Below are 23,146 nucleotides of genomic sequence, written 5' to 3'. Positions count from 1 at the left end.
CTTGTGAGCGACTTTATGAACGCTCAATTCACGGCATCCGGAATGACGGATTGGCCGTTTATTTTCATAATCATCGGTTGCTCCAGATGGCTAGCCAATACATCACCTTCAAAATTCATAGGCTGAACCTCGCCACCGAGTGCGCTTTTGACGGCTAGATAAGGAAAGTTAATCCCTGACAGACATGACATATGCAGTCCACCGGACATTCGTGGGTTAATTTCCAACAGCTTTGGAGTATCTCCATTGTATTTCATTTGAATATTGAAATTGAAGGGGATCTTATAAACTTCTGCAACTCTAGCTGCAATCTCCTCCAATTCAGGAATATGCTCCATCAATCGCAGGCGACCGCCCACTTTTCGACGTGGCACAGCTACTAATAGCTTACCGTTCTCATCTGCCAGACAATCTATACTATACTCGTAACCCTCCAGTAATTCCATCACCATCAAATCAGGGAAGGTCTCTTTGCTTGCAAGAATACGATAGGCATCATCAAACGTAATCAATGGAGTTACATACCCAAAAAGCTCTTGAAGAGGATCGCGGGTATTGTCGATAATACGGAAGCCTAACCCGCCTTCTGTTTCAGTAGGCTTAAAGCAAACACGATGCCCTTTGGCAACAAGATCCTCGTAAGCCTCTTTAAATTGCTCCGCTGTACTAACTACGTGATAATCCGGGATAGTCATGATCCCTTGTTCTCTAACATTCTCGTAAAATTTACCTTTGTCCATAATAGACTCCAGCAAGTCAAGATCTCTGCAGACCAGCACCTTCGTACCAATCGCATCAAACATTGCAACATGTAAAGCAATATCAAGCATATGCAGCCGTGGAATAAAAACATCGATCTCATTCCGCCGACAGAAGTCTACGCAAAACTGAACATATTCTTTTCCCTCCAGCGCCGGCTCGGTTTCAGCAAAATCAGCACCTTGTAGCGACATATGGCGGATATCCGGATGTGTTGCAAAGATTTGAACCGGTATACCATCCTCGTTATTGCGAAGGAGATTCATATAATGGTAAGCCACGGAAAACCAACGATTGAAATAAATATTTACCTTTTTCATAGTGGCCCCACTCCCAATGCAGTTAGATTATTATAGATCATATTTACATACTGCAAAATCTCATCTCCAGCAAATACACCTGATTCTTTCGTAAATGGATATCTTGATTTTACAAGACCACTCTGTTGCTCTGCAAATATTTCACCATGGCAAGGGGCAATAGCATAGTCGGCACTCTCAAGCAGACTCTTATCTAGCAGTGAATCCCCGGAGGCCACCATAGGTTCAGAGCGAACGGTGCGCCGCAAATGGAGTATAGCATCGCTTTTGTTCACGGCAGCCGGCACAGCGTACAGCTTGCGGCCTTGTAAAGAAACTCTCCAGCCGAGGTTGTAGAGCCGATCTGATAGATTAGTGATTTCATCTAAAGGTAACTGATCCCGATAAACCATGAAGGAATAGAATAGATCATCACAATAATTCTCGCTAATGATCCAATCCTCACGTACAACCGCCTTGATATACGATCGAACCTCTTCAGCCCCAGCAGAATGACGAGCGACCAATCTACCGATTGATTCTCTCCATTCCTTATCGACAACTCCACCGATTAGGATATTTCCCCCATTGCTTGTAACCGCATAGTCAGGTATGACCGTTTCTTGAAACAGATTAATACGCTTATATTGTTGTATCGTACGCGTAGTAACCGGGATGAAAATAATCCGTGTGTTCAGATCCATCAGCTGATTTAATGCTTGCTGCGAAATGTAAGATCTCGTCTTTCCTTCTATAATTTCCGCCGGAATTAGACCTGGGGTATTCTCCGGCACACCTATTGCACCTAAAGAATAAATCAAAGTACGATCTAGATCACTAGCATATATCATTCTGTCTCCCCCTTCAGCGGCTTAATTATTCCGCAGCAGGAGTACGTCATCCCAGGAAAGATCTCAACAGGAACACCCCGGTCCTTCGCTAAGAGAAGAATATGCTTTAGATTCGGATTATCCATAGTATCGACAAGAATTTTCCAAGGTACTCTGCGCAGTAATACACGGGTTGTTTCACCGACTCCTGGCTTTATCAGATTAATGTTATCTATGCCAAAAGTCTCCTGAATACTCTGAATATCACGAAGACCCTGCCAAGTGATTTCTGGCGGATGCTCCAGCATCTGTTCGGCAACGCGCTTCGCTTCTGCTACCACGGAAGGGAAATACGGGCAAATTGTATCAATAAATACATTGGACTCGTCCGCATCCAGCCACTCCTTATAAAACTTTGAACCATGAAATTCCTCAGGACCAATGAGATCAGCGTGTAACACCGTTCGGCTCATCAGCCCTGAAACGGTAGAGTTTAAACAGGCGCTAGGGATGAGATAATCCTCTCTAGTCCCAAACATGCCTGCGCAGTTTCCAGGGTCAGCCAATACGGCAAGATCATCATTTAAGCGAATACCATACTTCTCATAGAGGGTGTTGCAAGAATCGATCAGCACCCCACGGATAGCCCCTTTTCCTGTCCATCCATCCACAAACTGCAAATCAGCATCGAGTCCATGCTTCTGTAGGATGTAGAGTATCGCATTCTCATCTATCCCTTTGCCCCGAATTATAGAAATACTATAATGCGGTAGATCTACTTCGTATCTCTCTGCTATATAGCGCTTTATCAGTATACCAATAGGTGTTCCTGCTCTAGCTAAAGAGACAAGCACAGTACTTAGCCCTCTTCTTGCGACAATCATCTCAGAAACAATGGCAACAGCTAAAGCAACCTTCTTAGCCGATTGCTGCAACGTCTCATGAAACAAGTCAATATACTGTTCAGTAGGCTGATATTCAACAGGCAGCATCTCAGAATAATGGACACCCGATTGAATAGCCTCCTCCCTCTCTTCCGTCGCCAGCTCCAGCGAAACATCACTAAGATCCTTGAGCAGAAACGTAACATCTGACGGTGAATAGCTACCTAGCGGAACCGGTTCTGCTATTTTTTTATCCATGACTTTATGATTACTTGTTCCCTTCATACTGGGGGCCTCCACTTCTTCCTTCAGGAGTTAGTACAATAAGATGCACTTTATGGCGGGCCAGTGTCTTCAGTATATCAAGCATGGGTTTCATTCGCTCATGCGGTACATCACGCTCAATCAAAACGAATATTTCATCATACTGATCAGGGTCTACATTATAAATAAAGTTTGTAACTTCCGGATCGCCAGCTGAAGGATATGCAGCACCACTATGCACCCCGTAATCTGGTCGACGCTCAGGGTGGATTGGGCTACGAGTAGAGGACTGATAAGAAACACCTTCCCCCATCTCAGCCGCTATCCGCATAGGAAGGTACATGAATTCCCCAACACCCATCACTAGAGTCCTAGAATCATCCTCTCTTAGTTCTCTAAGCTGTTCAGCTATCCGGGTTACTCCCAAATCAACCTTATCATTATTCAGTGATTCCAGTCCGAAACGTCCGCTGTACTTCACATAAGGGGATGCATTGGTGTCACCATATGAATCTATGGATGTCGCCTGCAGACGTTCTAAACCGTCCACCACATAAGTTGTTACCACTTCGGACTCCACTGAAGACGGGACCAAATCTTTGTCATTCCTAGCATGAAGCAAAGGCGTGCCTTTCACTTCAATACTACCTTGAAGCAAACACAAGGACTTAATCCGAATCCCCAGTTCCTGTTCTAATTCGCTATAGGTTTGAAGATTATGACCGCTCCTCCAATCCAAAATAGAAACGACTACATATTCCTCCCGAGGGAATTTGGACTGAATATCACGGATCGTATTAATCGCTGTATTCCCCGTTGTAATCTCATCATCCACCAGTATAATCGGCTCAGTCCCTGACAATAGCTCAGCGTTCAAGGCGTAACATAGATGGTCAACCGCATGTGAATGCTCTTCTTCGAAGTTAACAATGGACTCCAAATCGATGATATGCTCACGGGTAGTATGAATATATGATGCTGCATCGGCAAACATGTTGTACACACTGTGACCCAGTGCAGTTGCAGTCTCAGCAAAACCAATAAAGACAACGGGCCTAGGAAGAACTAATCGTGCGGCTAATAAATGCTCATAGGCTTCCTTGGCAGACTCAGGGTGCATCAGTCCGTGTACAGCTTTATCTAATAAATCTTCCATCCTATCATTATCCGCAGAATTACCGTTCATCTCCTGATATAACAGCAGCGCTAATGCAGCACCACTTAGCAGAGAGGTGTACGGATTAACAGGGATATGTTTGCCAAGCACCTTGCTGACGAACAAAAAGGAGCGTTTCTTATTAATTCGGGCTGCCATGGAGAATAAAGTATCCACAGGCAAATGAAAGGGATTAGAGGTTTCAGTAACCGTAACCTGCAGGTTCTCGACTATGTTATACGTGTGTAAATTCGTTCTCGGGTAATAATCCGACAAAATGCTGTTGTTCATGTAACACCCCGTATATTTGTGATCGTAATAAAATCCGTTTTGCCCAGTTCAAATGTGGCTTAATTTCGTTCATCTTATTAGAATATTGACTCTTGAAGACTCCAAGGCTACCATCGTTACTCTCTACGATACTGCAGGCGTCAACATATTCCTCGTGCATTACCGTGTACATAGCCTGAACAGGTCTAAGGTGGGAGGGATGTATAATCGTCTTGCCCAAGATCCCATTTTCCTTATCCAAAATCACTTCACGAATAAGCCCGTCCATGCTGCTAGAAATATAACTATTTCGCATGTCGCGGCCATTTTTACCATAGGTGTCCTCGAATGGGGTCTGACGTAGCTGTGGCCTGAGCACCCGATGTCCTTTATTCGCGAAATATTCCCAGACTGGTCCGGAAATTACATACCCCTCTTCCACTCTGCCAAAAATATTAATAATATCCGATATACAGTCTCGAATAGGGGTAAGATCATAGATGCTAATATCAGGACTACGGCGCAGTCCGAATAAACTAGAGAAGTCCGTTGCTCCAATTCTAACGTTTAACACATATTCGCGGTAGTTGCCTAGCAAATTACGAATAGATAAAAGACTATCTACCCGGCTCTCCCGGTAAATAATAGGCGCACTTTCCAGGATTGGCATGCCATACAGCACAGGGTCTGAGTAGCTGCGCGTTCTATTGTAATCGGCTATCGCCTCAAAATATTGGATTCCGTTATCGACCGAAAACTTAGGGAAAACAAAACCCGTTAACATCGTAACTAAAGATCCTAATCGAAAAATCAGCTGCCGTAGCTGCTCTGGATTACGCACTCGGATGAAAAGAAGCGGAAGACTATCACTCCCGCTTGGCTCATTCTCCTCATATGCGGCGAGAAAAATAAGATGCTGAATGAGAGACTCCTCTGCATGGTCAACCTCGTTATCTCCAATCGCATCCTCCAGATCAATAATAACGGTTACAAGTCCTGCACTTTTAAGCTTCAAAATGTCTTCGGGAACACTAGCACGAGTCGCTGGCATATAAAGGGCAGCTCCAACAGCATGAGCCAGCAAATCTTTACTCGTAGTATTATGGTTAAATGAAATCGGCGGATTATAAAACAAGGCTATTTCTTGTTCTTTCGTCAGGTAATCGAAGTATCTCAAGATGGTTCCCCCTTAAAGTTTTGCGAAGCCAAGCAAAACAAGCGTAGGCCTCTCCTATAGAGAATGGCAGAACCAGCAATACAAATACCCTATCCGGTTCTCTCATATATAAGTGAAGGCCTACGCTATAAACATATACGATTACCTGAAAGCAGCGATGTTCAACTAGCTTTAAAATCAAGCATTTCTATGGGCTTCTTTTTTCTTACGCAATACGCTGTAAAGAATCGTACCACCGAATACAAGAATAATAATTGAAAAGAATAATACATGAGGCATTTCGTACCCAAAAGCCCCCGCGAGCATTTTACCAGCAATAATGGCAATAAGTGCAAAAGCAGCACGCTCCAGCTCCGGAATTTTATCAATGAGCTTCAAAAATAATTGCGCTACTCCCCGCATCATCAGAACGCCTATGATTCCACCCATAAAGAGTACCCAAACCTGGTTACTAACTCCAAAGGCTGCAATGACACTATCAATACTAAAAGCAATATCCATTAACTCAACAAGGAGAACCGTCTTCCAAAAAGAGAACCCCTTATTCTCGATCTTCTCATCGCCACCGCCCTTAAATAATCCGCCATAAGCGATATAAAAGAGATAGGCTGCACCGAGAACCTTAACCAACATGAACTTGATAAGAAAGGTCCCGAGACCGATAGCCAAAAATCTGAATACATAAGCTCCTATGATTCCGTAAAAGAGCGCCTTCTTCTGTTGTTCTTTAGGTAAATGCTTAACCATGACGGCGAGAACAAGCGCATTATCTGCAGAGAGCAGTCCCTCTAGCAGCACTAAGCTTCCGATAATCCCCCAGCTAACTGGGTCAGAGAGCGTACTTACCACATCGCTCCATGAGAAAAAATGACCATAGTTCTCACTAATATTCCTGAAAAAATCAGCGAACCAATCCATTACACTTGCGCCTCCGGAAAAATAATTTATTTACTGCCAGCAACCCAGCGCAGTCCCCATCCATAAGCCTCATCAATCTCCCGATGACCACTGTAATATTGGACCAGCCGTTCAACACTGAATGTCTCGTTGTCCACATTTCGAAACAACGCGATCGCACACATGCCTTTGCGGTTGTTATGCTCGTCCAAATTGACAATAATATCAGGTCCACCACTCTGGGTAATCGTGACAACACCGTCAGCTTCTGACCAATTGGTAACGCCTTTATAAATAAAAGAAAAAATTAGAATCCGTTGAATTTCGGAAATTTTACTACCATTAATCCGTAGATTCTCACCCGTTGTTACAGAGCCTGTCCGATCATCGCCATCAAGCATGACATAAGGAGGCTGGTTTAACGAGCCAAAAGCATTGCCCAGCGCTTGAACTACTCCCTTACTCCCATTCTTCAGCTCATATAGACACGCAAGATCTAAATCTACACCGTTTTTACGATTAAAAAGTCCTCCACCCTGCTTCTGGTTCCAGTTGAGGTTTATCAGCAATTCACCCAAACCACTAGCTGATTTCTTCAGGTTGATCGAATCACCTTTTTTCTTCAGTTCGATCTTCTTCAGGTTGAGGTTGATCGGAGGAGGTGTTACAGGTGGAGGTGGAATCTGAATCTTAGGCTCCGTTACCGGCGCTGATTGACGTTTAAGCTCTGGCCGCGGCGGAGCAGCAGGCTTAGGCACTGGTGTCGGTGTCGGTGCCGGTTCATCGTTCGCTTCTATCCCAAAGTTCCTACAGAGTTCCTGTAAGCCACCAGCAAAACCCGCGGCAATGGCGCTGAATTTCCATTCACCGTTATATCTATATAATTCTCCTACCACAATAGCCGTTTCTACGGAGAAATGATTTTCAAGATCACATCGGAGAAGCTCCGCACCTGTTACTTGATTCAGAATCCGAAAATAGGCCTGATTTACCTGCCTAAAACTTTGACCTCGCTTCTCACCATCATAGATGGTAAGTGTAAACGCTAGTTTCATCACATCAGAAGGAACTTTATTGAGTTCCACATCAAATTGCTTGAGGCTGTTTGATGTTGGCATTTCCTTATATCTGATATAAGGTGTAGACGGATTATTATAAAATATTAAATCCTCATCTTTGCTAACTTTACCTTGCGCTCCAAGCAGAAAAGCAGAAGTATCGATCTCAAGTGAAGATGGCGATTGCCAGCCAATCTCTACGATCAGAGAAGCAAGTCCAGGATTCCCTTTAGTTAAATCAACCTTTTGTCCTTTAACAACTGTAATACCCATTCTTACACCACCTTTATAAATGGAGCAAGCATAAACGCCTTCAGCGTCCTTATAAGGACGGCAAGCGTTTAAGCGAGAAATATAAGACATATAGTATCGTATGAAACTTATACTTTATTTTTAAATAACCCCACAAAGTGGAGTTTATACTTCGAGACCTATTCCACGTCTTTGTAAGGGAATCCATAAAGAATTAAAAAAAGGGCAGGATCGGTGATGACCCCGCCCGGAAGATGCTATTGCGCGTCCAGCCCATAATTTTTACACAATGCGCTAAGGCCGCCGCCAAAACCACTACCAATTGCCTGGAACTTCCAATCCGCACCATGGCGGTAGAATTCGCAGAATACAACTGCCGTCTCTGTTGAGAAATCCTCACCCAGGTCGTAACGGAGCACTTCACGATCCGTCGAAGCATCCACAACACGTACGAAAGCATTGGAGACTTGTCCAAAGTTCTGTGCACGAGTTTCGTAATCATAAATCGTTACAGTTATACCAATCCGCTGAATATGGGCAGGCACTTTGCTGAAATCAACGATAATTTGCTCGTCATCTCCGTCGCCTTCACCTGTACGGTTATCCCCCGTATAGACTACAGAACCTGCACCACCATTGGGGTTGTTATAGAATACAAAATCATCTGTACCTTTAGCTTTGCCGTCTTCATGAAGCAGAAACGCTGAAGCATCGAGGTCAAAATCTTGACCTCCACTATACTTATTAGTGTCCCAGCCCAATCCAACAACTACCTTTGTTAGACCTGGATTAGTCTTGGTAAGATCAATCCGTTGTCCTTTGGAAAGACTGATCGTCACTGACATAACCTTCTTTCTTGAGTAGATTCAGTTCACTGTGTACTACAAGATTTATTGCAAGCCGTAATCGCGAGTCAAACCGCTCAAACCATCTTTGTAGCCGCTACCGATTGCATTGAACTTCCACTCTGCACCGTGACGGTATAGCTCACCGACAACAACGCCAGTTTCAATAGAGAAGTCTTCACCCAAATCGAAACGGATTAGCTCTTCATTGTTCAAATCATTTACGATACGTACATAAGAACGAGAAACTTGACCGAAGTTTTGGCTTCTTGTTTCAGCTTCATAAATGGTAATAGTAAAAGCTATTTTTTCTACATCCGCCGGGATACTCAGAAGGTCCACTTGAACCTGCTCATCATCACCATCGCCGTCTCCAGTACGGTTGTCCCCTGTATGAACGACAGAACCGTTCTCGTTTTGTTTATTATTGAAGTAAATAAAGTTCGTTTCTTTTTCAACTTTGCTGTTCGCATTCGTCAAGAATACAGAAACGTCCAAATCGAAATCTTTACCGCCGTCATATTTATTGGTGTCCCAACCAAGACCTACTGTGATTTTGGATAGACCTGGGTTTGTTTTTGTTAAATCGATCTTTTGACCCTTGGATAGGTTAATTGCCATGATAACATTCCTCTTTTCTTTAATTTGGATTATACGTAGCGTTCTGCCAGTTGATTAATATGCGCCGCGTGACTGCCCTCACCAATTGCGGCGAACTTCCATTCGCCACCTTGCCGGTAAAGCTCCCCACAAATAAGCGCTGTATAACCATTGTAATTATCAGATAGGTTGAAGCGGATTAGCTCATTGTTGCCTACAGCATTTATCACACGGATATAAGCTGATTTGATCAGTCCGAAATCCTGTTTACGGTTCGTAGCATCATAAATATTCACAACTACAAGAACCTTGTGTACATCGGAAGGAATGGCATTCAAGTTGACCATGATTTGCTCATCGTCTCCGTCTCCATCACCCGTGAGATTGTCTCCGGAATGAATGACAGAGTTACAAGGGCTTTGCTTATTATGGAAGCAAATCAGGTTCCCCTTCTTAACTAGCTTACCATTCTCATTAAGCATCAGTGCTGAAGCATCACAATCCACGTTGGCCTGTTTCTTCATACCGAAGAATCCGCGAGCCGGTTCAGCCGGATCCCAGCCCAAACCTACAATTACGTTAGATAAGCCTGCATTACCTTTTGTGAGGTCAATCTTCTGACCTTTTACCAGATTAATTCCAGCCAACTTTACGTACCTCCATTCCCTAAAAAGAATCACCATCTGTTAGTCTAGCTTTTGTATGTTCTATCAGTGATACGCTAAAGAACTAAATACGTTTCATCCGAACTCATGTATATGGTATTACATCGTTTATAAACTAAATTCACTAGGGTTTAATCCCAAGACACCGCAGATATGCCGCACAACTGCTTTTTCATGGTCATCAAAATCACCATCAGCAGAGCCAATAGCTGAGCATACACCCACAATTACGCGCCCCACATCCGGTTTGCCGGTAAACTTACCGATGGCTTTCAGTGCTTCCTGCTTACCGATTTCTGGGGAGAACTCAAAGTTACTTACATAAAAGTTGAACTGGGTAATGACGTCTCTCATGTCAAACACCTTAAGCTCATTACTCATATTCATGTAACCAGCCATTTTATTCTTTTCAGCTTCTTCTATTTTACCGTCGGCAGCAGCAACTAAGGCGCAGCCCGCAACTACCGCATTCATGAAATCTTTATTTTTGAATTTCTTCACTTGATCTGTTAGTCCGTTTTTGGTTGTATTCAACCAGCTTTTAAATGTGCTCATCGTATTCTCCTTCTATCACCGCAAGATTATGATAACAAAAGATATCCCAGAGCCTCCTCTCCACGTATCCGACAGAATTTTCATAGTAGATCCCTGAATCACGGTTTACTCTTCTAATATACCTGATAAAATAGCAATATTCTACTTTTCCAGACTTTTACAGTACTTTTGATAGAAAAGATTGTGTCCGATCTTGCACAGGATTTCCGAACAATTGCTCCGGACTGCCTTCTTCCACGATTTCGCCCTGTTCCATGAACAGCACACGATCCCCAACCTCACGCGCAAAGCCCATTTCATGGGTCACAACGATCATCGTCATTCCCTCACGAGCCAAATCCTTCATCACCGCCAGCACTTCACCGACCATTTCTGGATCCAGCGCAGAGGTGGGTTCATCAAAAAGCATAATTTTAGGCTCCATCGCCAGCGCCCGTGCAATCGCTACCCGCTGAGCCTGACCACCTGATAATGAAGCTGGATACATCTCCGCTTTTTCACTTAAACCTACCTTTTGTAATAGCTCCAGTGCTTTTTTCCGCGCTTTATCTGGAGACCATTTCCGCACCTGAATCGGTGCAAGCATAATGTTCTCAATTACCTTCATATGAGGAAATAGATTAAACTGCTGAAATACCATCCCTAGCTCTGTACGGATTGCATTAATATTAGTGCTCGTGTCCAACAAAGAGGTACCCTCTATCACAATTTCACCACTCTGCGGCTGCTCCAGCAAATTCAGACATCGCAAAAAGGTAGATTTACCCGATCCGGATGGGCCGATAACCACCACAACCTCCTGACTAAAAATATCAATGCTTATGTCGGTCAATACTGCAGTTGTTCCGAAGGATTTATGTAAATTTCGCACTGAAATCATAAGCTCACTCATATTACAGCCCCCGTTCGACGTAGCTTAGCAGCTTACTGAGAGAATAAGTGAGAATGAAATAAATAAGTGCTGCCGTCAAATAAGGCTCCCAGATCCGCAAATATTGCCCTTTCATTGTGTTGCTCCAATACATAATTTCCGGTGCAGCTACGAGCGCAAGAAGGGAAGAGTCCTTAACTAATACAATAAACTCGTTGCCAAAAGCCGGAACCATCCGTTTGATCGCCTGTGGTAAAATAATAAATCTCATCGCCTGCCATTTTGTCATCCCAAGTGAAATGGCTGCCTCCCGCTGCCCAAGGTCAATGGACTGAATACCCGCCCGAAAAATCTCCGCAGAATAAGCTGCTGAATTGAGCGAAAGAGCGACAAACGCAGTGATTAGCGCGTTGGTTTTGCCGTAAATCGGGGGGATCACTCCAAAGTGAACAATTAGAATCTGCACATACAGCGGAGTCCCTCGAAAGAAATTGATATAGGAATGAAAAGGCCAGCGAAAATACCATTTTGGTGCCATTTTTCCGAATCCAATTCCCAAGCCCAGGATAGAACCAAATAGAATAGAGACCACAGAAATACCGATCGTCAGTAGTGTCCCTTTTAATAAGACAGGAAAATATTGAATGATGATGTCCAATCTAAAATCCATAGGACTCTCCCCTCCCTTTCTTTAGGCTACAAATAATTAAAAAGAAGCATGCGCAATAGCAATCATTACGCATGCCTATTCGGTTCTATCCTTATTCCGCCTTAAGCAAGTTATCTAGGTTTGGCTCCTCGCCGAACCATGTTTTGTAGATTTCTGCATACTTTCCGTTCTCCAATACCTTTTGGATGGCAGGATCCAGTTTCTCTCTTAACTCACTGCCTTTGGGGTATAAAATGCCGTAATATTCAGCTCCGAAATTCTCTGTGTCCACAATGCCCACCAAATTCTGTTTCGGATTGTTCTTCATGTACTCACGAACTATGGCAATGTCCGCCACAACCGCATCCGCACCACCACCATTCAGTTCCATCAACGCTACCGCATTGCTGTCGAAACGCTTCAGATTTGCGTTATCAATCCCCATAATTCCACTCATTAGCTCATCTGCGGTAGTAGCAGCCTGAACAGCGACCTTTTTATCTTTAAGATCGAGGGCATTTTTGATATCACTACCTTCTTTGACCATAATCATATTAGTAGATTCAAAATAAGGAATAGAATAGTCATACGTTTCTTTACGTTCGTCCGTGATCGATACTGAAGATAATCCCGCTTGATACTCCGTGCCTTGCTTTACACTCGTAAGCATCGTGTCCCAGCCAGTATTGGTTACCTCATAGCTAAGTCCGGCTTCTTCCATAACCGCCTTAATGAAATCAATATCAAACCCTTTGATCGTATCCGTATCCATATACTCCATGGGAGCATAGCTAGCATCACTGGCAAATTTAATTTTCTCTACTGCCGCACTTTTATTGCTATTGGCATCATTATTCGACCCACAACCCACTATTCCCACTATCATCAATGAAACTAAAGCTAACATAACCCAACCCTTTTTCATAGTATCATCTCCGTTTAACCTATTTTTTGTAAATAACTTAAAGAGATTTTAACAGAATAAAGATTTGGTGACAATTAAGTTTTCTTAATAATGTAATGTTATATAACATAATATTGATGTATCGTGATATTTATTCGTAGTTCAAATTGAAAGAACCTCCATTTTCCTCGATGGAACACCAAAAAAGGCACTGCCAGAGATTCTTTCTCTCTAGCAGTGCCTTTAGTACGTTTAACTGTGAATTCTATTAAAGTATGATATCCCCATCATAAGAACCAATCAGTTTGTATAGATCTGGCCGGCGATCACGGAAAACGCCCCACTCGATCCGTCCGATTTCCAAAGCATCCAGATCAAATTCGCTTACCAGCACAGTTTGCTCGTCTCGGCCTGCTTCAACAATTTTATTGCCTTGCGGGCCCGCAATGAACGAAGAGCCGTAGAAATTAATGCTCGAATCTTCATCAATCTCCTCACCGATACGGTTGGAAGCAACAACTGGAATAAGGTTGGCTGCTGCATGTCCAAGCATACAAGTCTGCCAATGATCCTTGGAATCGATCGATCCATCCTGCGGTTCTGATCCGATAGCTGTTGGATAGAAGAGAATCTCAGCCCCCATCAAGCTCATCACTCTAGCCGCTTCTGGATACCACTGATCCCAGCAGATCCCTACACCAATCTTGGCATAGCGAGTGTTCCATACCTTAAAACCAGTATCTCCCGGATTAAAGTAGAATTTCTCTTCATACCCTGGACCATCTGGAATATGGCTCTTGCGGTATTTGCCTAATATCGTTCCATCAGCGTCGATTACAGCTAGTGAATTGTAACGCGCGTAATTCTTTTTCTCATAAAAACTGATCGGCAGCACCACTTGTAGTTCCTTGGCTATTGCTGTGAAATGATTAATCGCTTTGTTATGCTCAAGCTCTGTCGCATATGCGTAATAATCAGCTTTCTCTTTCTGGCAGAAATACGGAGTCTCGAAGAGCTCCTGCAGCAAAATAATTTGTGCTCCCTGTGCCGCCGCTTCTCTGACCAATGTTTCGGCTTTGCTGATATTCTCATCAATATTGCTGGAACAGCTCATTTGTGTCGCAGCTACTTTTACATTTCTCAAGAATCTGTCCTCCTTGTATATAAATGTCCCTTTGGACGTTTAGTTTCTTTCAATTATTACTTAGCAGGCATTTGCTGCGTAGTGCAGTGAACATTCCCACCTTCGGTGATGACCGCCATACCGTTAACTGTACGAATCTTGCGGTCTGGGAACAATCCAGCGAGTACTTCCTCAGCAAGTTTATCTGTTTCTACCGCTGTACCGCCAAACACAGGCAATATAATTCCACCATTTACGAAATAGAAATTCAAGTAACTGAGCGTCAGACGGCTGCCGTCATGATCCACCCGTGGTGGCTGCTGAATCTTGATAATCTCCAGCTTACGCCCTTTCGCATCTGTCACATTCTCCAGAATACGAAGATTCTCCTGCGTAATCTCAAAGTTCTCATCCTGCGGGTCCTCACAGACCTGAATAATAACTTTGCCAGGCGCTGCAAAGCAAGCGATATTATCCACATGGCCATCGGTTTCATCACCACTTAGACCACGCTTAAGCCAGATAATAGTTTCTGTACCTGTATAATTGTGCACGTACTCTTCAATATCCTCGCGCTTCAAATCCGGGTTGCGGTTCGTATTGAGCAGACACTCTTCAGTAGTAATCAAGGTGCCTTCTCCATCTGTATGAATAGAGCCACCCTCCATCACAAGCGGTGCATCAAAGCGTGTCACTTGTGAATGTTCAAGAATCTGCGGAGCCACTTCGTCATCCAGATCCCAAGGTGAATATTTACCGCCCCAAGCATTGAACTTCCAGTTCACGCCTGCTAGAACGCCGTCTTTATTAACAACAAAGGTAGGTCCGTTATCACGCAGCCAAGCATCGCTATGCGCTATAGGCAGCAGCGTTACATTCGGTCCGCCGACCAGACGTTCTACCTTTTCCACGTCCTCCGGGTTAACGATGACCGTAATCGGTTCAAACTCAGCAATGGCTGTGATAATCTCAGCATAACCTTGGCACACAGACTCATGGTTTTCTGGGAAACACATGGATTCCTGCACCGGCCAGGAGATAAAAGTACGTTCATGCTTGCCCCATTCCGGTGGCATTGTATAGTTCAATTCTTTAGGATTCATGTGTTAACTACCTCTACTATTATATTTGGAGCCAGCCCTACCCTTAAAACTCCTTCCTCATCATACAATAATATGTTCTAGTGCTCAATTCCCTAGGACACTAATAATGTTGGAAGGAATTCGGGACACATATGATCTGAATGAGCTTATAATGTAATTCTTTTTACCACATTGCCTTCAAAATCCTTAACGATGAATTCTCCACCCTCAAGGACACCGTAGGAATTCGGGTTATTCTCTTTAGGCAGCGATATCGAACCGGGATTCAGCACGTATACGCCCTCTTTTACATCCGCAACCGGAAGATGGGTATGCCCCTGAATAAAGATATCCTTCTCAGATAATGCCGGTAGATTCTCAATGCTAAAGCCATGTCCGTGTGTAACATAGATTCGTCTGCCTTCATGCAGGAGCATGACATAATCACCCATCATCGGGAATTGAAGCAGCATCTGGTCCACCTCAGCATCGCAGTTACCGCGTACTGCCGTTATGGGCTGCTTTTTGTTATATTCATTCAGTTTATTAGCAACACCCTGTGGGTCGTAACCCTTCGGCAGTGGATTTCTGGGACCGTGATATAAAAAGTCTCCTACGATAACAAGACTGTCTGGCTGTTCTTCCTCTACCTTTTCCAAAGCCCGTTCTAGCCAGAATAAAGATCCGTGAATATCGGAAATAAACATTAGCTTCATCATGTATTCTCCTTTTCGACTAAAGTAGATCATGTTCTTAGGTTACAATTTTAACCTTGAATAGGCCAACAACGCAAAAGCGGACGTCCCCCAAAAGGAACGCCCTAGTCTAAATACCTCAATCCTTATGGTAAATTCGATGATCCCATCAAGAGTCGGTCCACTTCGCGGGCTGTCTGACGACCCTCATTAATGGCCCAGACTACTAGGCTTTGTCCGCGGCGCATATCGCCTGCAGTGAATATCCCTTCTACATTGGTGGCTTGTGCTCCGAACTCCGCCTTGGCATTTCCACGCTCATCACGTTCCACCCCAAGCTCGCCTAGCATAGTCTCTTCGGGACCCGTGAATCCTAATGCGAGTAGTACCAGCTGCGCCTTTAGAACTTCCTCACTACCCGGTACTTCAACCGGAATCATCCGTCCCTGTTCGTTACGAGTCCATTCAATTCGCACGGTATGCAGCTCCTGCACATTTCCACCCTCGTCACCAACAAAACGTTTCGTCGAAACAAGATAACGACGTGGATCTTCCTTATACAGTGAAGCCGCTTCTTTTTGGCCATAATCCACCCTAAGAACCTTTGGCCATTCTGGCCACGGATTGCCAGGCTGACGGGTCAGTGGAGCCTGTGGCATAATCTCAAGCTGGATCACACTACGACAGCCGTGGCGGATTGACGTAGCTACACAGTCTGTGCCAGTATCCCCGCCACCGATTACAACTACATCCTTATCTGCCGCAGACAAGTATTCTCCATCAGCAAGCTCTGAATCCAGTAAACTCTTAGTATTCAGTGTCAGAAACTCCATCGCCTGATGAATACCCTGCAGCTCACGACCCTCTATAGGAAGATCTCGTGCCTGCGTAGAACCGCCACACAAGACAACCGCATCGTGCTCCGCCTTGAGTTGTGATGCCGAGATATCTCTCCCAATCTCTGTACGAGTTACGAATGTAATGCCTTCAGCCGCTAGCAGGTCTACTCGGCGCTGAACCGTCTTCTTATCCAGCTTCATGTTCGGAATACCATACGTCAACAAACCACCAATCCGGTCTGCCCGTTCATACACGGTCACAGAATGCCCTGCCTTGTTAAGTTGAGCCGCACAGGCAAGACCTGCCGGACCTGAACCCACTACAGCTACCTTTTTACCTGTGCGGGTAAGCGGCGGTTCTGGCACAATCCAACCTTCTTCAAAACCTCTATCTACAATCGACTTTTCAATCGACTTAATCGTTACGGGCTTGCCGTTCATCCCTACTGTACAAGAGCCTTCACAAGGCGCCGGACACACACGTCCAGTAAATTCCGGGAAGTTATTGGTCTTATGCAGACGTTTCAGCGCAACCTCCCAGTTACCGCGATAAACCATATCATTCCATTCAGGAATCAAGTTGTGCAAAGGGCAGCCGGAAGCCATACCAGACAACAGACGTCCTACATGACAAAATGGCGTACCACAGTCCATACAACGTGCCCCTTGCTCGCGCAGCTTCTCTTCATCCATAGGAATCGAGAATTCATCCCAATTCTTAATCCGCTCCAGCGCCTCACACTCCGAAGGTGTCTGCCGTTCAAATTCCAAAAATCCGGTTGCTTTCCCCATCTCTTTCATCCTCTCTAAATACCCCACAGATATATACTTTCTAAACCGTTAAAAAAGAAAAATACGCTCTATGTTTGTCTGATGTTAAGCTTATGCCACTCTAAAGCGCCAAAGTAAATGCCTTCATATTAACATCCAATATCATCATCGAAAATGAGTAATGTCACCTTTTTATGTAAAATGAAACAATCAAATTAAGGAGATAGAAAAACAAAAAAAGCACACAGTGTAATGTACCTGATTAAAGTACGTTACTCCGCATGCTTTTCAATAATGATCTTGTAAAAGGCTATTTATTTCGCCGTCAGGACCACTGCCCCAATCCCATTTACAGTTAGCTTATTTCCAGTAAGATCCTGTATAAGATCAGCCCCAAAGATGGTCTTCCATGCTCCAAGCTGCGGCAGAGCCACAGTGGTCTGTTCAGCATTCGCATTAAAAAGAACATAAATATGCTTCGCTGCATCGCCTCCAGCATGGCCACGTAGCGTGTAAGCTACTGCACTTGCCGGTGCTTTTTCAAAAACCAAATGGTTCCGAATGTCATCTGCCGTTCGCATACGGAAGGCCGGGTGAGCTTTACGCAGTGCAATTAACTGTTCCATATACGCCACATCTTCCTGATGCGCAGCGCACAACTCCCAGTCCATACGATTGATCTCGACTGAGGATTTATAGCTGTTCTCCACCCCGTCCTTCGTACGCATAAACTCCTGACCCGCATGGATAAAAGGAATCCCCTGACTCATGAACACTATCGCAGAAGCTAGTCTGTGCATGGAACGGCGCTGTGTAACCGTCTCCCCCTCGGTGGACAATACGATTTTATCCCATAACGTATGATTATCATGACACTCCACATAATTAACGTTTTGCTGAGGCTCCACGGCAAATTGCTTAATTCCTGGGCTGAAGTCAATTCCTCCCGCAATCCCCGCCTTGATCGCAGGCTCCAAGCCCATCATTCCACTGATAAAGCCCGGCTGATCATACAAGAAGATATTCCCTTTAATCGCATCCCTGAAATCATCATTAAAATGGCCGATTCCTGGCATAAGGGAGGCATTCTTCTGATGAGCAAGCCGTTCCATCGGTAGCTCAGTCCCCATCATCCAGCCTTCACCAATCGTCATGATGGATGGATCTATTCCATCCAGACGCCGCCGAGTTTCCCGCATCGTGTCGACATCCATCAAGCCCATCAAATCGAAGCGGAAGCCGTCGATATGGTATTCTTTGGCCCAATAGACCACGGACTCCACAATGAAGCGTGACATCATCAATCGCTCTGTAGCCACGTCATTCCCACAACCAGAGCCATTTGACAGGCTACCATCTTGTTTGTAACGCAAATAATAGCCAGGAACCAGTTTGGTGAAATTCACGCGATATCCGTCGTACACATGGTTGTAAACAACATCCATAATGACACGGAGTCCACGATCATGAAGCGCTTGAATCATTGTTTTTAGCTCTTGAATACGTAGTCCAGGTACATACGGATCTGTAGCATAGGAGCCTTCAGGAGCATTATAGTTCTTCGGATCATAACCCCAGTTAAAATGAGGTTCATCCAGCTTCGTCTCATCTACACTCTCTGTAGAATAATCATAAATAGGCAATAGCTGCACGTGGGTTACACCGAGATTTGCGATATGATCGAGTCCGGTGAGAATGCCATTAGGTCCGCGAGTTCCTTCTTCCGCCAAAGCGAGATATTGACCCTTATGAGCCATACCGCTTGCTGGATGAATGGATAAGTCACGCAAATGAAGCTCATAAATAATGGCGTCTACAGGATCCTCAAACGATGGCTTATCTTCCGTCCACCGCTCAGGGTCCGTTTTACGCAAATCTAGAATAGCGCCTCTGTCCCCATTCACGCCAACAGCCCGTGCGTAAGGATCAGCTGCTTCATTCCACTGTTCACCTAGACGCACTCGGTAGGTATAGAATTTGCCATCTAGATCACCGTCAACCGTAGCTCTCCACGTTCCCCGAATATCGCGAATCATAGCATATTTGCACTCTGCAGCTCCCTGCCATGAATCATAAATTACTAGCTCTGCCTCCTGAGCCGTAGGGGCCCACAAGCAAAATGATGAACAGGCCGATGAATATGTAAGTCCGAGATCATCCCCGTCATAGCTAAACAACTGATCAAACTCCCGAGCGAATACGGAAATCCCTCTAGTAGTCGCAGGATCACCATAATAAATCGGTTCCTTCATTTCCTTTTGTACGGACAAAGCACCTATCCCCTTTTCCAGTTATTAACTGGATTATAGTATGATCCTCGAATTTGTGCAAACGTTTGGACTCAAAATAACTAGATCATTTTACCAGGGTAATTGCCTAACCAAACCGCGGTTAACTAGACGTTTTCAAGATATTCATTCCCACCATCGTAATGACGTCTTTATTTACAAAATATGGGATGCGGCGTTCTTTACAAAGGGCAATCCTGCCATCCCTATACCTCACACCATTATCCTGAACGATGAGGATTGGATGATCCCCGTTATCAGGCACGTCATATCCTATTCCTAATACCCAGTGGTAGTCGTAAGCAAAATTCCCTCTCCACCGAAAATTAAACCATTTATCAAATTTAACAGCCACTGGCCGACCTGCATCAATCTCCGTTTTATACACATCGAAGTCGTTAAAAGAAGTGATGGATAGCTTATGCTCCCCTTTCGGCGAGATTGAAGCATTGATATAAGCTGTGATTCCCTTTACAAAACGACGTGCACTCATGCCTAAAGGGGTTCCTCCGTGATGACTGTATATGTAATTAATATGAGCTGCTTTAGAGTGAAAATGACCTTTGCCACGAATAAAGTCCATGCCTAGCTGAGTATTCCAATACTCGGTTAAAGCTGCCATCGTCGCCGGTCCACATGCAGAAGACGGGGATGCAACCCCTGCCTCCCACTGTGTATATGGATCAGCCGTTAGTATGTTACTCAGACCATTCTTTCTATGCTTCATCAGATGGATCACCTTTTGTTGGTTCCGGATTAGAAGCTGAAAGGGCAGGGCCTTCCGGGAGTAAAATCACATTTTCAACCACATCTATTTGTCCCTCTGAATCAGATTCTGATTCCATTTCCTGTTCGCTTTTCCACTCTGTCTGAGCAATTTCGTCCTCATCGCTCTCAACTCTGCTTTCAGGATTAATCTGTAGCGTGAAGTAGAAATTAGAGCCCTCTCCTTCGCTACTCTCCACCGCAATAGCTCCACCCATTAGCTCGACGAGCTTCTTGCAAATGGCCAGTCCTAACCCCGTCCCGCCATACTTACGATTAAATGAGGAGTGCAGCTGGTAGAACGATTGAAATAGCTGATGCTGCTTTTCTAAAGGAATACCTATCCCCGTGTCTCTGACATTAAGCTTCAAAGTCGATTTCTTTGCATCTGCGGACATTTTCTGTTCTACGTAAATACAGACACTGCCTCGGTCAGTAAACTTAATCGCATTGCTGACCAGATTGACCAATACCTGACGCAGACGTCCTGCATCTCCCATAATGAACGTTGGAACTCCTGGCGCCATGCTGTAGGACAGCTCGATGTTTTTCTCCAAGGCTTTAGCCATAAATAAATCCGTTACACTGTCCAGCACCTCTTGAAGACGCACAGGCTCATGAACGATCATCATTTTTCCGGCTTCAATTTTACTGTAATCGAGAATTTCATTCAGAATATATAGAAGAGAGCTACTGCTCTCCTTAATAATATTTGTGTACTCCCGTTGTTCTTCATCTAGTTCCGTCTCTGCAAGCAGATCAGTCATCCCCACTATGCCGTTCATAGGCGTGCGTATTTCGTGACTCATAATGGCTAGAAACTCTGATTTAGCCTGGTCCGCTTTTTCCGCAGATTCCTTCGCCCGAATGATCTCCTTCTCATCTGTAATATCCCTGAACACGACCACAACACCTTTAGGTTCACCTTTATCAAAGAGCGGGGTTACCTGGTATTCCGCAAGAAAGCTTGTACCATCTTTACGCCATAAGACCGCATCCTTACTCTGATAAGATCGCCCTGATCTAATGGCTTTGATAAGTGGAGACTGCTCAGGCCTGTAATGGATCCCATCAAACGCTGAATGCTGAATATGATCCAGATAGGAATGGCCCATGATCTCATCATGTTCATAGCCGAGCATATGCAAACCTGCAGGGTTAATGAAGGTCACCTTTTCCTCCATATCGAGTCCAAAAATACCCTCCGAAACCGCATTTAATATAAGGGTGTACTCATTGCTTAGCTTTTCAATTTGTTCCGTGTATCGTATACGTTCCGTAATATCACGGGAAATACCATACACACCAACCACCTGATCATCTACAATGATCGGAATATTAGTGGTATTAATCTCTACAAAATGGCCGTCTTTATGAATAAGCGTCAGATCATAGCTTTGGGGATGACCCTTAGCAGCTAAGTTAAAATGATACAGCGTCTTCTCCATATCCTTCTCATGCACAACGGGACCAAAGTACATTCCGATCAGTTCATCCAGCGAATACCCGGTCAGCTTCTCCAGATTCGCATTGGCTGTTAAATAATCCCCTTGCAAATTCATTGAGTACACAGCTGATGGATTATATTCGAATAAGGATTTATAGCGCTGTTCATTCTCCTGAAGCTTGAATTCGAACTGTTTGCGCTCCGTAATTTCCCGTGCAACCGCTATAATCTCCATGATATTTCCATCATGATCATAGGTGTAACGACTGTTGGATTCGAACCAAACGTAACTGCCACTCTTATGGCGATAGCGGTAAGACACAGCCGGAATAATGCCAGTTCTCCGGCTCCGCTCCATTAGATTTTGTATCATAACTAAATCATCTGGATGAAGATAACTAAAGGCGCTAGTGCCTACCAATTCCTCAGGCTCATAGCCAAGCAGGGTACGGCTAGCCGAGGAACAATACAAGAAGATACTGTCTTTAACTGCATGACGTGAGATTAAATCCAGCGAGTTCTCAGACATTAATCTATAATTGCGCTCGCTTTGAAGAATCTGATCCTCCATCTGCTGATGATGATCTTGATGATCTGGCATTTGTTGATCTACAATCTTTCGAGCCGTAATATCTTCGGCATACACCATAATATACGAGGGGGCTTGTCCTTCTACTACCCTAAACCCTGAGAACGTCAGGGAAAGCCATACAGGTCGACCCACTTTATTATGAAAGTACGCTTCCTTCTTCCAGCTGCCCGCTGGCGAACTCTGAAGCTCGTTCATCACTAATCTATAGGAGAGCTCATTCGAAGATGCTTGTTTCTCTTCCATTTCTACAAAAATAGCCCCAGCAAGAAACTCAGCTTCCGTAAAGCCAAGTAGATTGCAAAAAGCCGGATTGACCTTCAGCCAGTTGCCATTACCATCGCTTAAAGATAGTACGGCCATTCCCTCTGGGGACCTCATAAATGCATGTTCTAACATTGTGCTATATTCTACCGAGTTATCCATCTACGCCAGACCTCCTTTGTTGCAAACGATGCACCCTCTATTCCCTTCTTATTTCAGTATACGATAAGAGAAGTGAGTAAAGAAATGTCCTGCGTATCATTTTAAATAGAGAATAGTTTAATTTTAAATATTGACTCGATGGGCTGAGGCAAACTATTATTAAACATAATAATATCGTTCGTGACC

The 23,146-nt window shown here is 44.3% G+C and carries 21 protein-coding genes; all 21 read right to left on the bottom strand.

Translation table 11 applies throughout. The features are described from left to right. Positions 1-23 precede the first annotated feature (23 nt). Positions 24-1,079 (bottom strand): ATP-grasp domain-containing protein, encoded by a 1,056-nt coding sequence (locus tag QNH28_RS01725; protein ID WP_283909905.1) that lies wholly within the window; start codon positions 1,077-1,079, stop codon positions 24-26. Next, positions 1,076-1,909, bottom strand: coding sequence for an HAD family hydrolase (locus tag QNH28_RS01720; RefSeq protein WP_042184268.1), 834 nt, complete (start codon positions 1,907-1,909; stop codon positions 1,076-1,078). Before QNH28_RS01720 ends, QNH28_RS01725 begins: the two co-directional genes overlap by 4 nt. Then, entirely contained in the window at positions 1,906-3,057 is a 1,152-nt protein-coding gene (locus tag QNH28_RS01715) for a cysteine protease StiP family protein (protein WP_283909904.1), read from the bottom strand. Before QNH28_RS01715 ends, QNH28_RS01720 begins: the two co-directional genes overlap by 4 nt. Then, entirely contained in the window at positions 3,041-4,351 is a 1,311-nt protein-coding gene (locus QNH28_RS01710) for a phosphoribosyltransferase family protein (protein ID WP_283912017.1), read from the bottom strand. The genes QNH28_RS01715 and QNH28_RS01710 overlap by 17 nt, the downstream gene beginning before the upstream one ends. A gap of 76 nt (positions 4,352-4,427) precedes the next feature. Further along, entirely contained in the window at positions 4,428-5,639 is a 1,212-nt protein-coding gene (locus QNH28_RS01705) for an HpcH/HpaI aldolase/citrate lyase family protein (RefSeq protein WP_231573371.1), read from the bottom strand. A 177-nt stretch (positions 5,640-5,816) separates the two neighbouring features. After that, positions 5,817-6,557, bottom strand: a complete 741-nt coding sequence (locus tag QNH28_RS01700) for a TerC family protein (protein WP_283909903.1) — start codon at positions 6,555-6,557, stop codon at positions 5,817-5,819. Positions 6,558-6,583: 26 nt separating this feature from the next. Beyond that, positions 6,584-7,867: a TerD family protein gene (locus tag QNH28_RS01695; RefSeq protein ID WP_283909902.1), complete on the bottom strand. Its 1,284-nt coding sequence runs from the start codon at positions 7,865-7,867 to the stop codon at positions 6,584-6,586. A gap of 236 nt (positions 7,868-8,103) precedes the next feature. Then, a complete protein-coding gene (locus tag QNH28_RS01690; protein WP_283909901.1) occupies positions 8,104-8,685 on the bottom strand; it encodes a TerD family protein in 582 nt (193 codons plus the stop codon). A gap of 51 nt (positions 8,686-8,736) precedes the next feature. Continuing rightward, complete coding sequence (locus QNH28_RS01685) at positions 8,737-9,312, bottom strand: TerD family protein (RefSeq protein ID WP_283909900.1); 576 nt, start codon at positions 9,310-9,312, stop codon at positions 8,737-8,739. 29 nt (positions 9,313-9,341) lie between these two features. Then, positions 9,342-9,938: a TerD family protein gene (locus QNH28_RS01680; RefSeq protein WP_283909899.1), complete on the bottom strand. Its 597-nt coding sequence runs from the start codon at positions 9,936-9,938 to the stop codon at positions 9,342-9,344. Between the two features lie 126 nt (positions 9,939-10,064). After that, positions 10,065-10,511, bottom strand: coding sequence for a tellurite resistance TerB family protein (locus tag QNH28_RS01675; protein ID WP_042123532.1), 447 nt, complete (start codon positions 10,509-10,511; stop codon positions 10,065-10,067). A gap of 157 nt (positions 10,512-10,668) precedes the next feature. Then, positions 10,669-11,391: an amino acid ABC transporter ATP-binding protein gene (locus QNH28_RS01670; protein ID WP_283912016.1), complete on the bottom strand. Its 723-nt coding sequence runs from the start codon at positions 11,389-11,391 to the stop codon at positions 10,669-10,671. A gap of 13 nt (positions 11,392-11,404) precedes the next feature. Continuing rightward, entirely contained in the window at positions 11,405-12,052 is a 648-nt protein-coding gene (locus QNH28_RS01665; RefSeq protein ID WP_283909898.1) for an amino acid ABC transporter permease, read from the bottom strand. 91 nt (positions 12,053-12,143) lie between these two features. Next, positions 12,144-12,956, bottom strand: a complete 813-nt coding sequence (locus QNH28_RS01660; RefSeq protein WP_283909897.1) for a basic amino acid ABC transporter substrate-binding protein — start codon at positions 12,954-12,956, stop codon at positions 12,144-12,146. A gap of 247 nt (positions 12,957-13,203) precedes the next feature. Further along, entirely contained in the window at positions 13,204-14,079 is an 876-nt protein-coding gene (gene aguB, locus QNH28_RS01655; RefSeq protein WP_283909896.1) for an N-carbamoylputrescine amidase, read from the bottom strand. Between the two features lie 56 nt (positions 14,080-14,135). Then, positions 14,136-15,161: an agmatine deiminase family protein gene (locus QNH28_RS01650; RefSeq protein WP_283909895.1), complete on the bottom strand. Its 1,026-nt coding sequence runs from the start codon at positions 15,159-15,161 to the stop codon at positions 14,136-14,138. 146 nt (positions 15,162-15,307) lie between these two features. Next, positions 15,308-15,856, bottom strand: a complete 549-nt coding sequence (gene yfcE / locus QNH28_RS01645) for a phosphodiesterase (RefSeq protein ID WP_283912015.1) — start codon at positions 15,854-15,856, stop codon at positions 15,308-15,310. 125 nt (positions 15,857-15,981) lie between these two features. Continuing rightward, complete coding sequence (locus tag QNH28_RS01640) at positions 15,982-17,466, bottom strand: glutamate synthase subunit beta (RefSeq protein WP_283909894.1); 1,485 nt, start codon at positions 17,464-17,466, stop codon at positions 15,982-15,984. 293 nt (positions 17,467-17,759) lie between these two features. Then, entirely contained in the window at positions 17,760-19,715 is a 1,956-nt protein-coding gene (gene pulA, locus QNH28_RS01635) for a type I pullulanase (protein WP_283909893.1), read from the bottom strand. A gap of 121 nt (positions 19,716-19,836) precedes the next feature. Continuing rightward, positions 19,837-20,460 carry a C39 family peptidase gene (locus QNH28_RS01630; RefSeq protein ID WP_283909892.1) on the bottom strand — a complete coding sequence of 208 codons (624 nt, stop codon included), beginning with the start codon at positions 20,458-20,460 and terminating at the stop codon, positions 19,837-19,839. Next, complete coding sequence (locus QNH28_RS01625; RefSeq protein WP_283909891.1) at positions 20,450-22,960, bottom strand: PAS domain-containing hybrid sensor histidine kinase/response regulator; 2,511 nt, start codon at positions 22,958-22,960, stop codon at positions 20,450-20,452. The genes QNH28_RS01630 and QNH28_RS01625 overlap by 11 nt, the downstream gene beginning before the upstream one ends. Between the last annotated feature and the right edge of the window lie 186 nt (positions 22,961-23,146).

The sequence above is a fragment of the Paenibacillus sp. G2S3 genome (assembly GCF_030123105.1).
GTDB lineage: Bacteria > Bacillota > Bacilli > Paenibacillales > Paenibacillaceae > Paenibacillus_AQ.
This window is presented reverse-complemented; position numbering and strand designations above follow the sequence as displayed.

Bases quoted from the DNA above. Each gene is read 5' to 3' on its own strand.
- QNH28_RS01725 (WP_283909905.1), bottom strand. From the start codon at position 1,079: ATGAAAAAGGTAAATATTTATTTCAATCGTTGGTTTTCCGTGGCTTAC.
- QNH28_RS01720 (WP_042184268.1), bottom strand. From the start codon at position 1,909: ATGATATATGCTAGTGATCTAGATCGTACTTTGATTTATTCTTTAGGT.
- QNH28_RS01715 (WP_283909904.1), bottom strand. From the start codon at position 3,057: ATGAAGGGAACAAGTAATCATAAAGTCATGGATAAAAAAATAGCAGAA.
- QNH28_RS01710 (WP_283912017.1), bottom strand. From the start codon at position 4,351: ATGGCAGCCCGAATTAATAAGAAACGCTCCTTTTTGTTCGTCAGCAAG.
- QNH28_RS01700 (WP_283909903.1), bottom strand. From the start codon at position 6,557: ATGGATTGGTTCGCTGATTTTTTCAGGAATATTAGTGAGAACTATGGT.
- QNH28_RS01695 (WP_283909902.1), bottom strand. From the start codon at position 7,867: ATGGGTATTACAGTTGTTAAAGGACAAAAGGTTGATTTAACTAAAGGG.
- QNH28_RS01685 (WP_283909900.1), bottom strand. From the start codon at position 9,312: ATGGCAATTAACCTATCCAAGGGTCAAAAGATCGATTTAACAAAAACA.
- QNH28_RS01675 (WP_042123532.1), bottom strand. From the start codon at position 10,511: ATGAGCACATTTAAAAGCTGGTTGAATACAACCAAAAACGGACTAACA.
- QNH28_RS01670 (WP_283912016.1), bottom strand. From the start codon at position 11,391: ATGATTTCAGTGCGAAATTTACATAAATCCTTCGGAACAACTGCAGTA.
- QNH28_RS01665 (WP_283909898.1), bottom strand. From the start codon at position 12,052: ATGGATTTTAGATTGGACATCATCATTCAATATTTTCCTGTCTTATTA.
- QNH28_RS01660 (WP_283909897.1), bottom strand. From the start codon at position 12,956: ATGAAAAAGGGTTGGGTTATGTTAGCTTTAGTTTCATTGATGATAGTG.
- QNH28_RS01650 (WP_283909895.1), bottom strand. From the start codon at position 15,161: ATGAATCCTAAAGAATTGAACTATACAATGCCACCGGAATGGGGCAAG.
- yfcE (WP_283912015.1), bottom strand. From the start codon at position 15,856: ATGAAGCTAATGTTTATTTCCGATATTCACGGATCTTTATTCTGGCTA.
- QNH28_RS01640 (WP_283909894.1), bottom strand. From the start codon at position 17,466: ATGGGGAAAGCAACCGGATTTTTGGAATTTGAACGGCAGACACCTTCG.
- QNH28_RS01630 (WP_283909892.1), bottom strand. From the start codon at position 20,460: ATGAAGCATAGAAAGAATGGTCTGAGTAACATACTAACGGCTGATCCA.
- QNH28_RS01625 (WP_283909891.1), bottom strand. From the start codon at position 22,960: ATGGATAACTCGGTAGAATATAGCACAATGTTAGAACATGCATTTATG.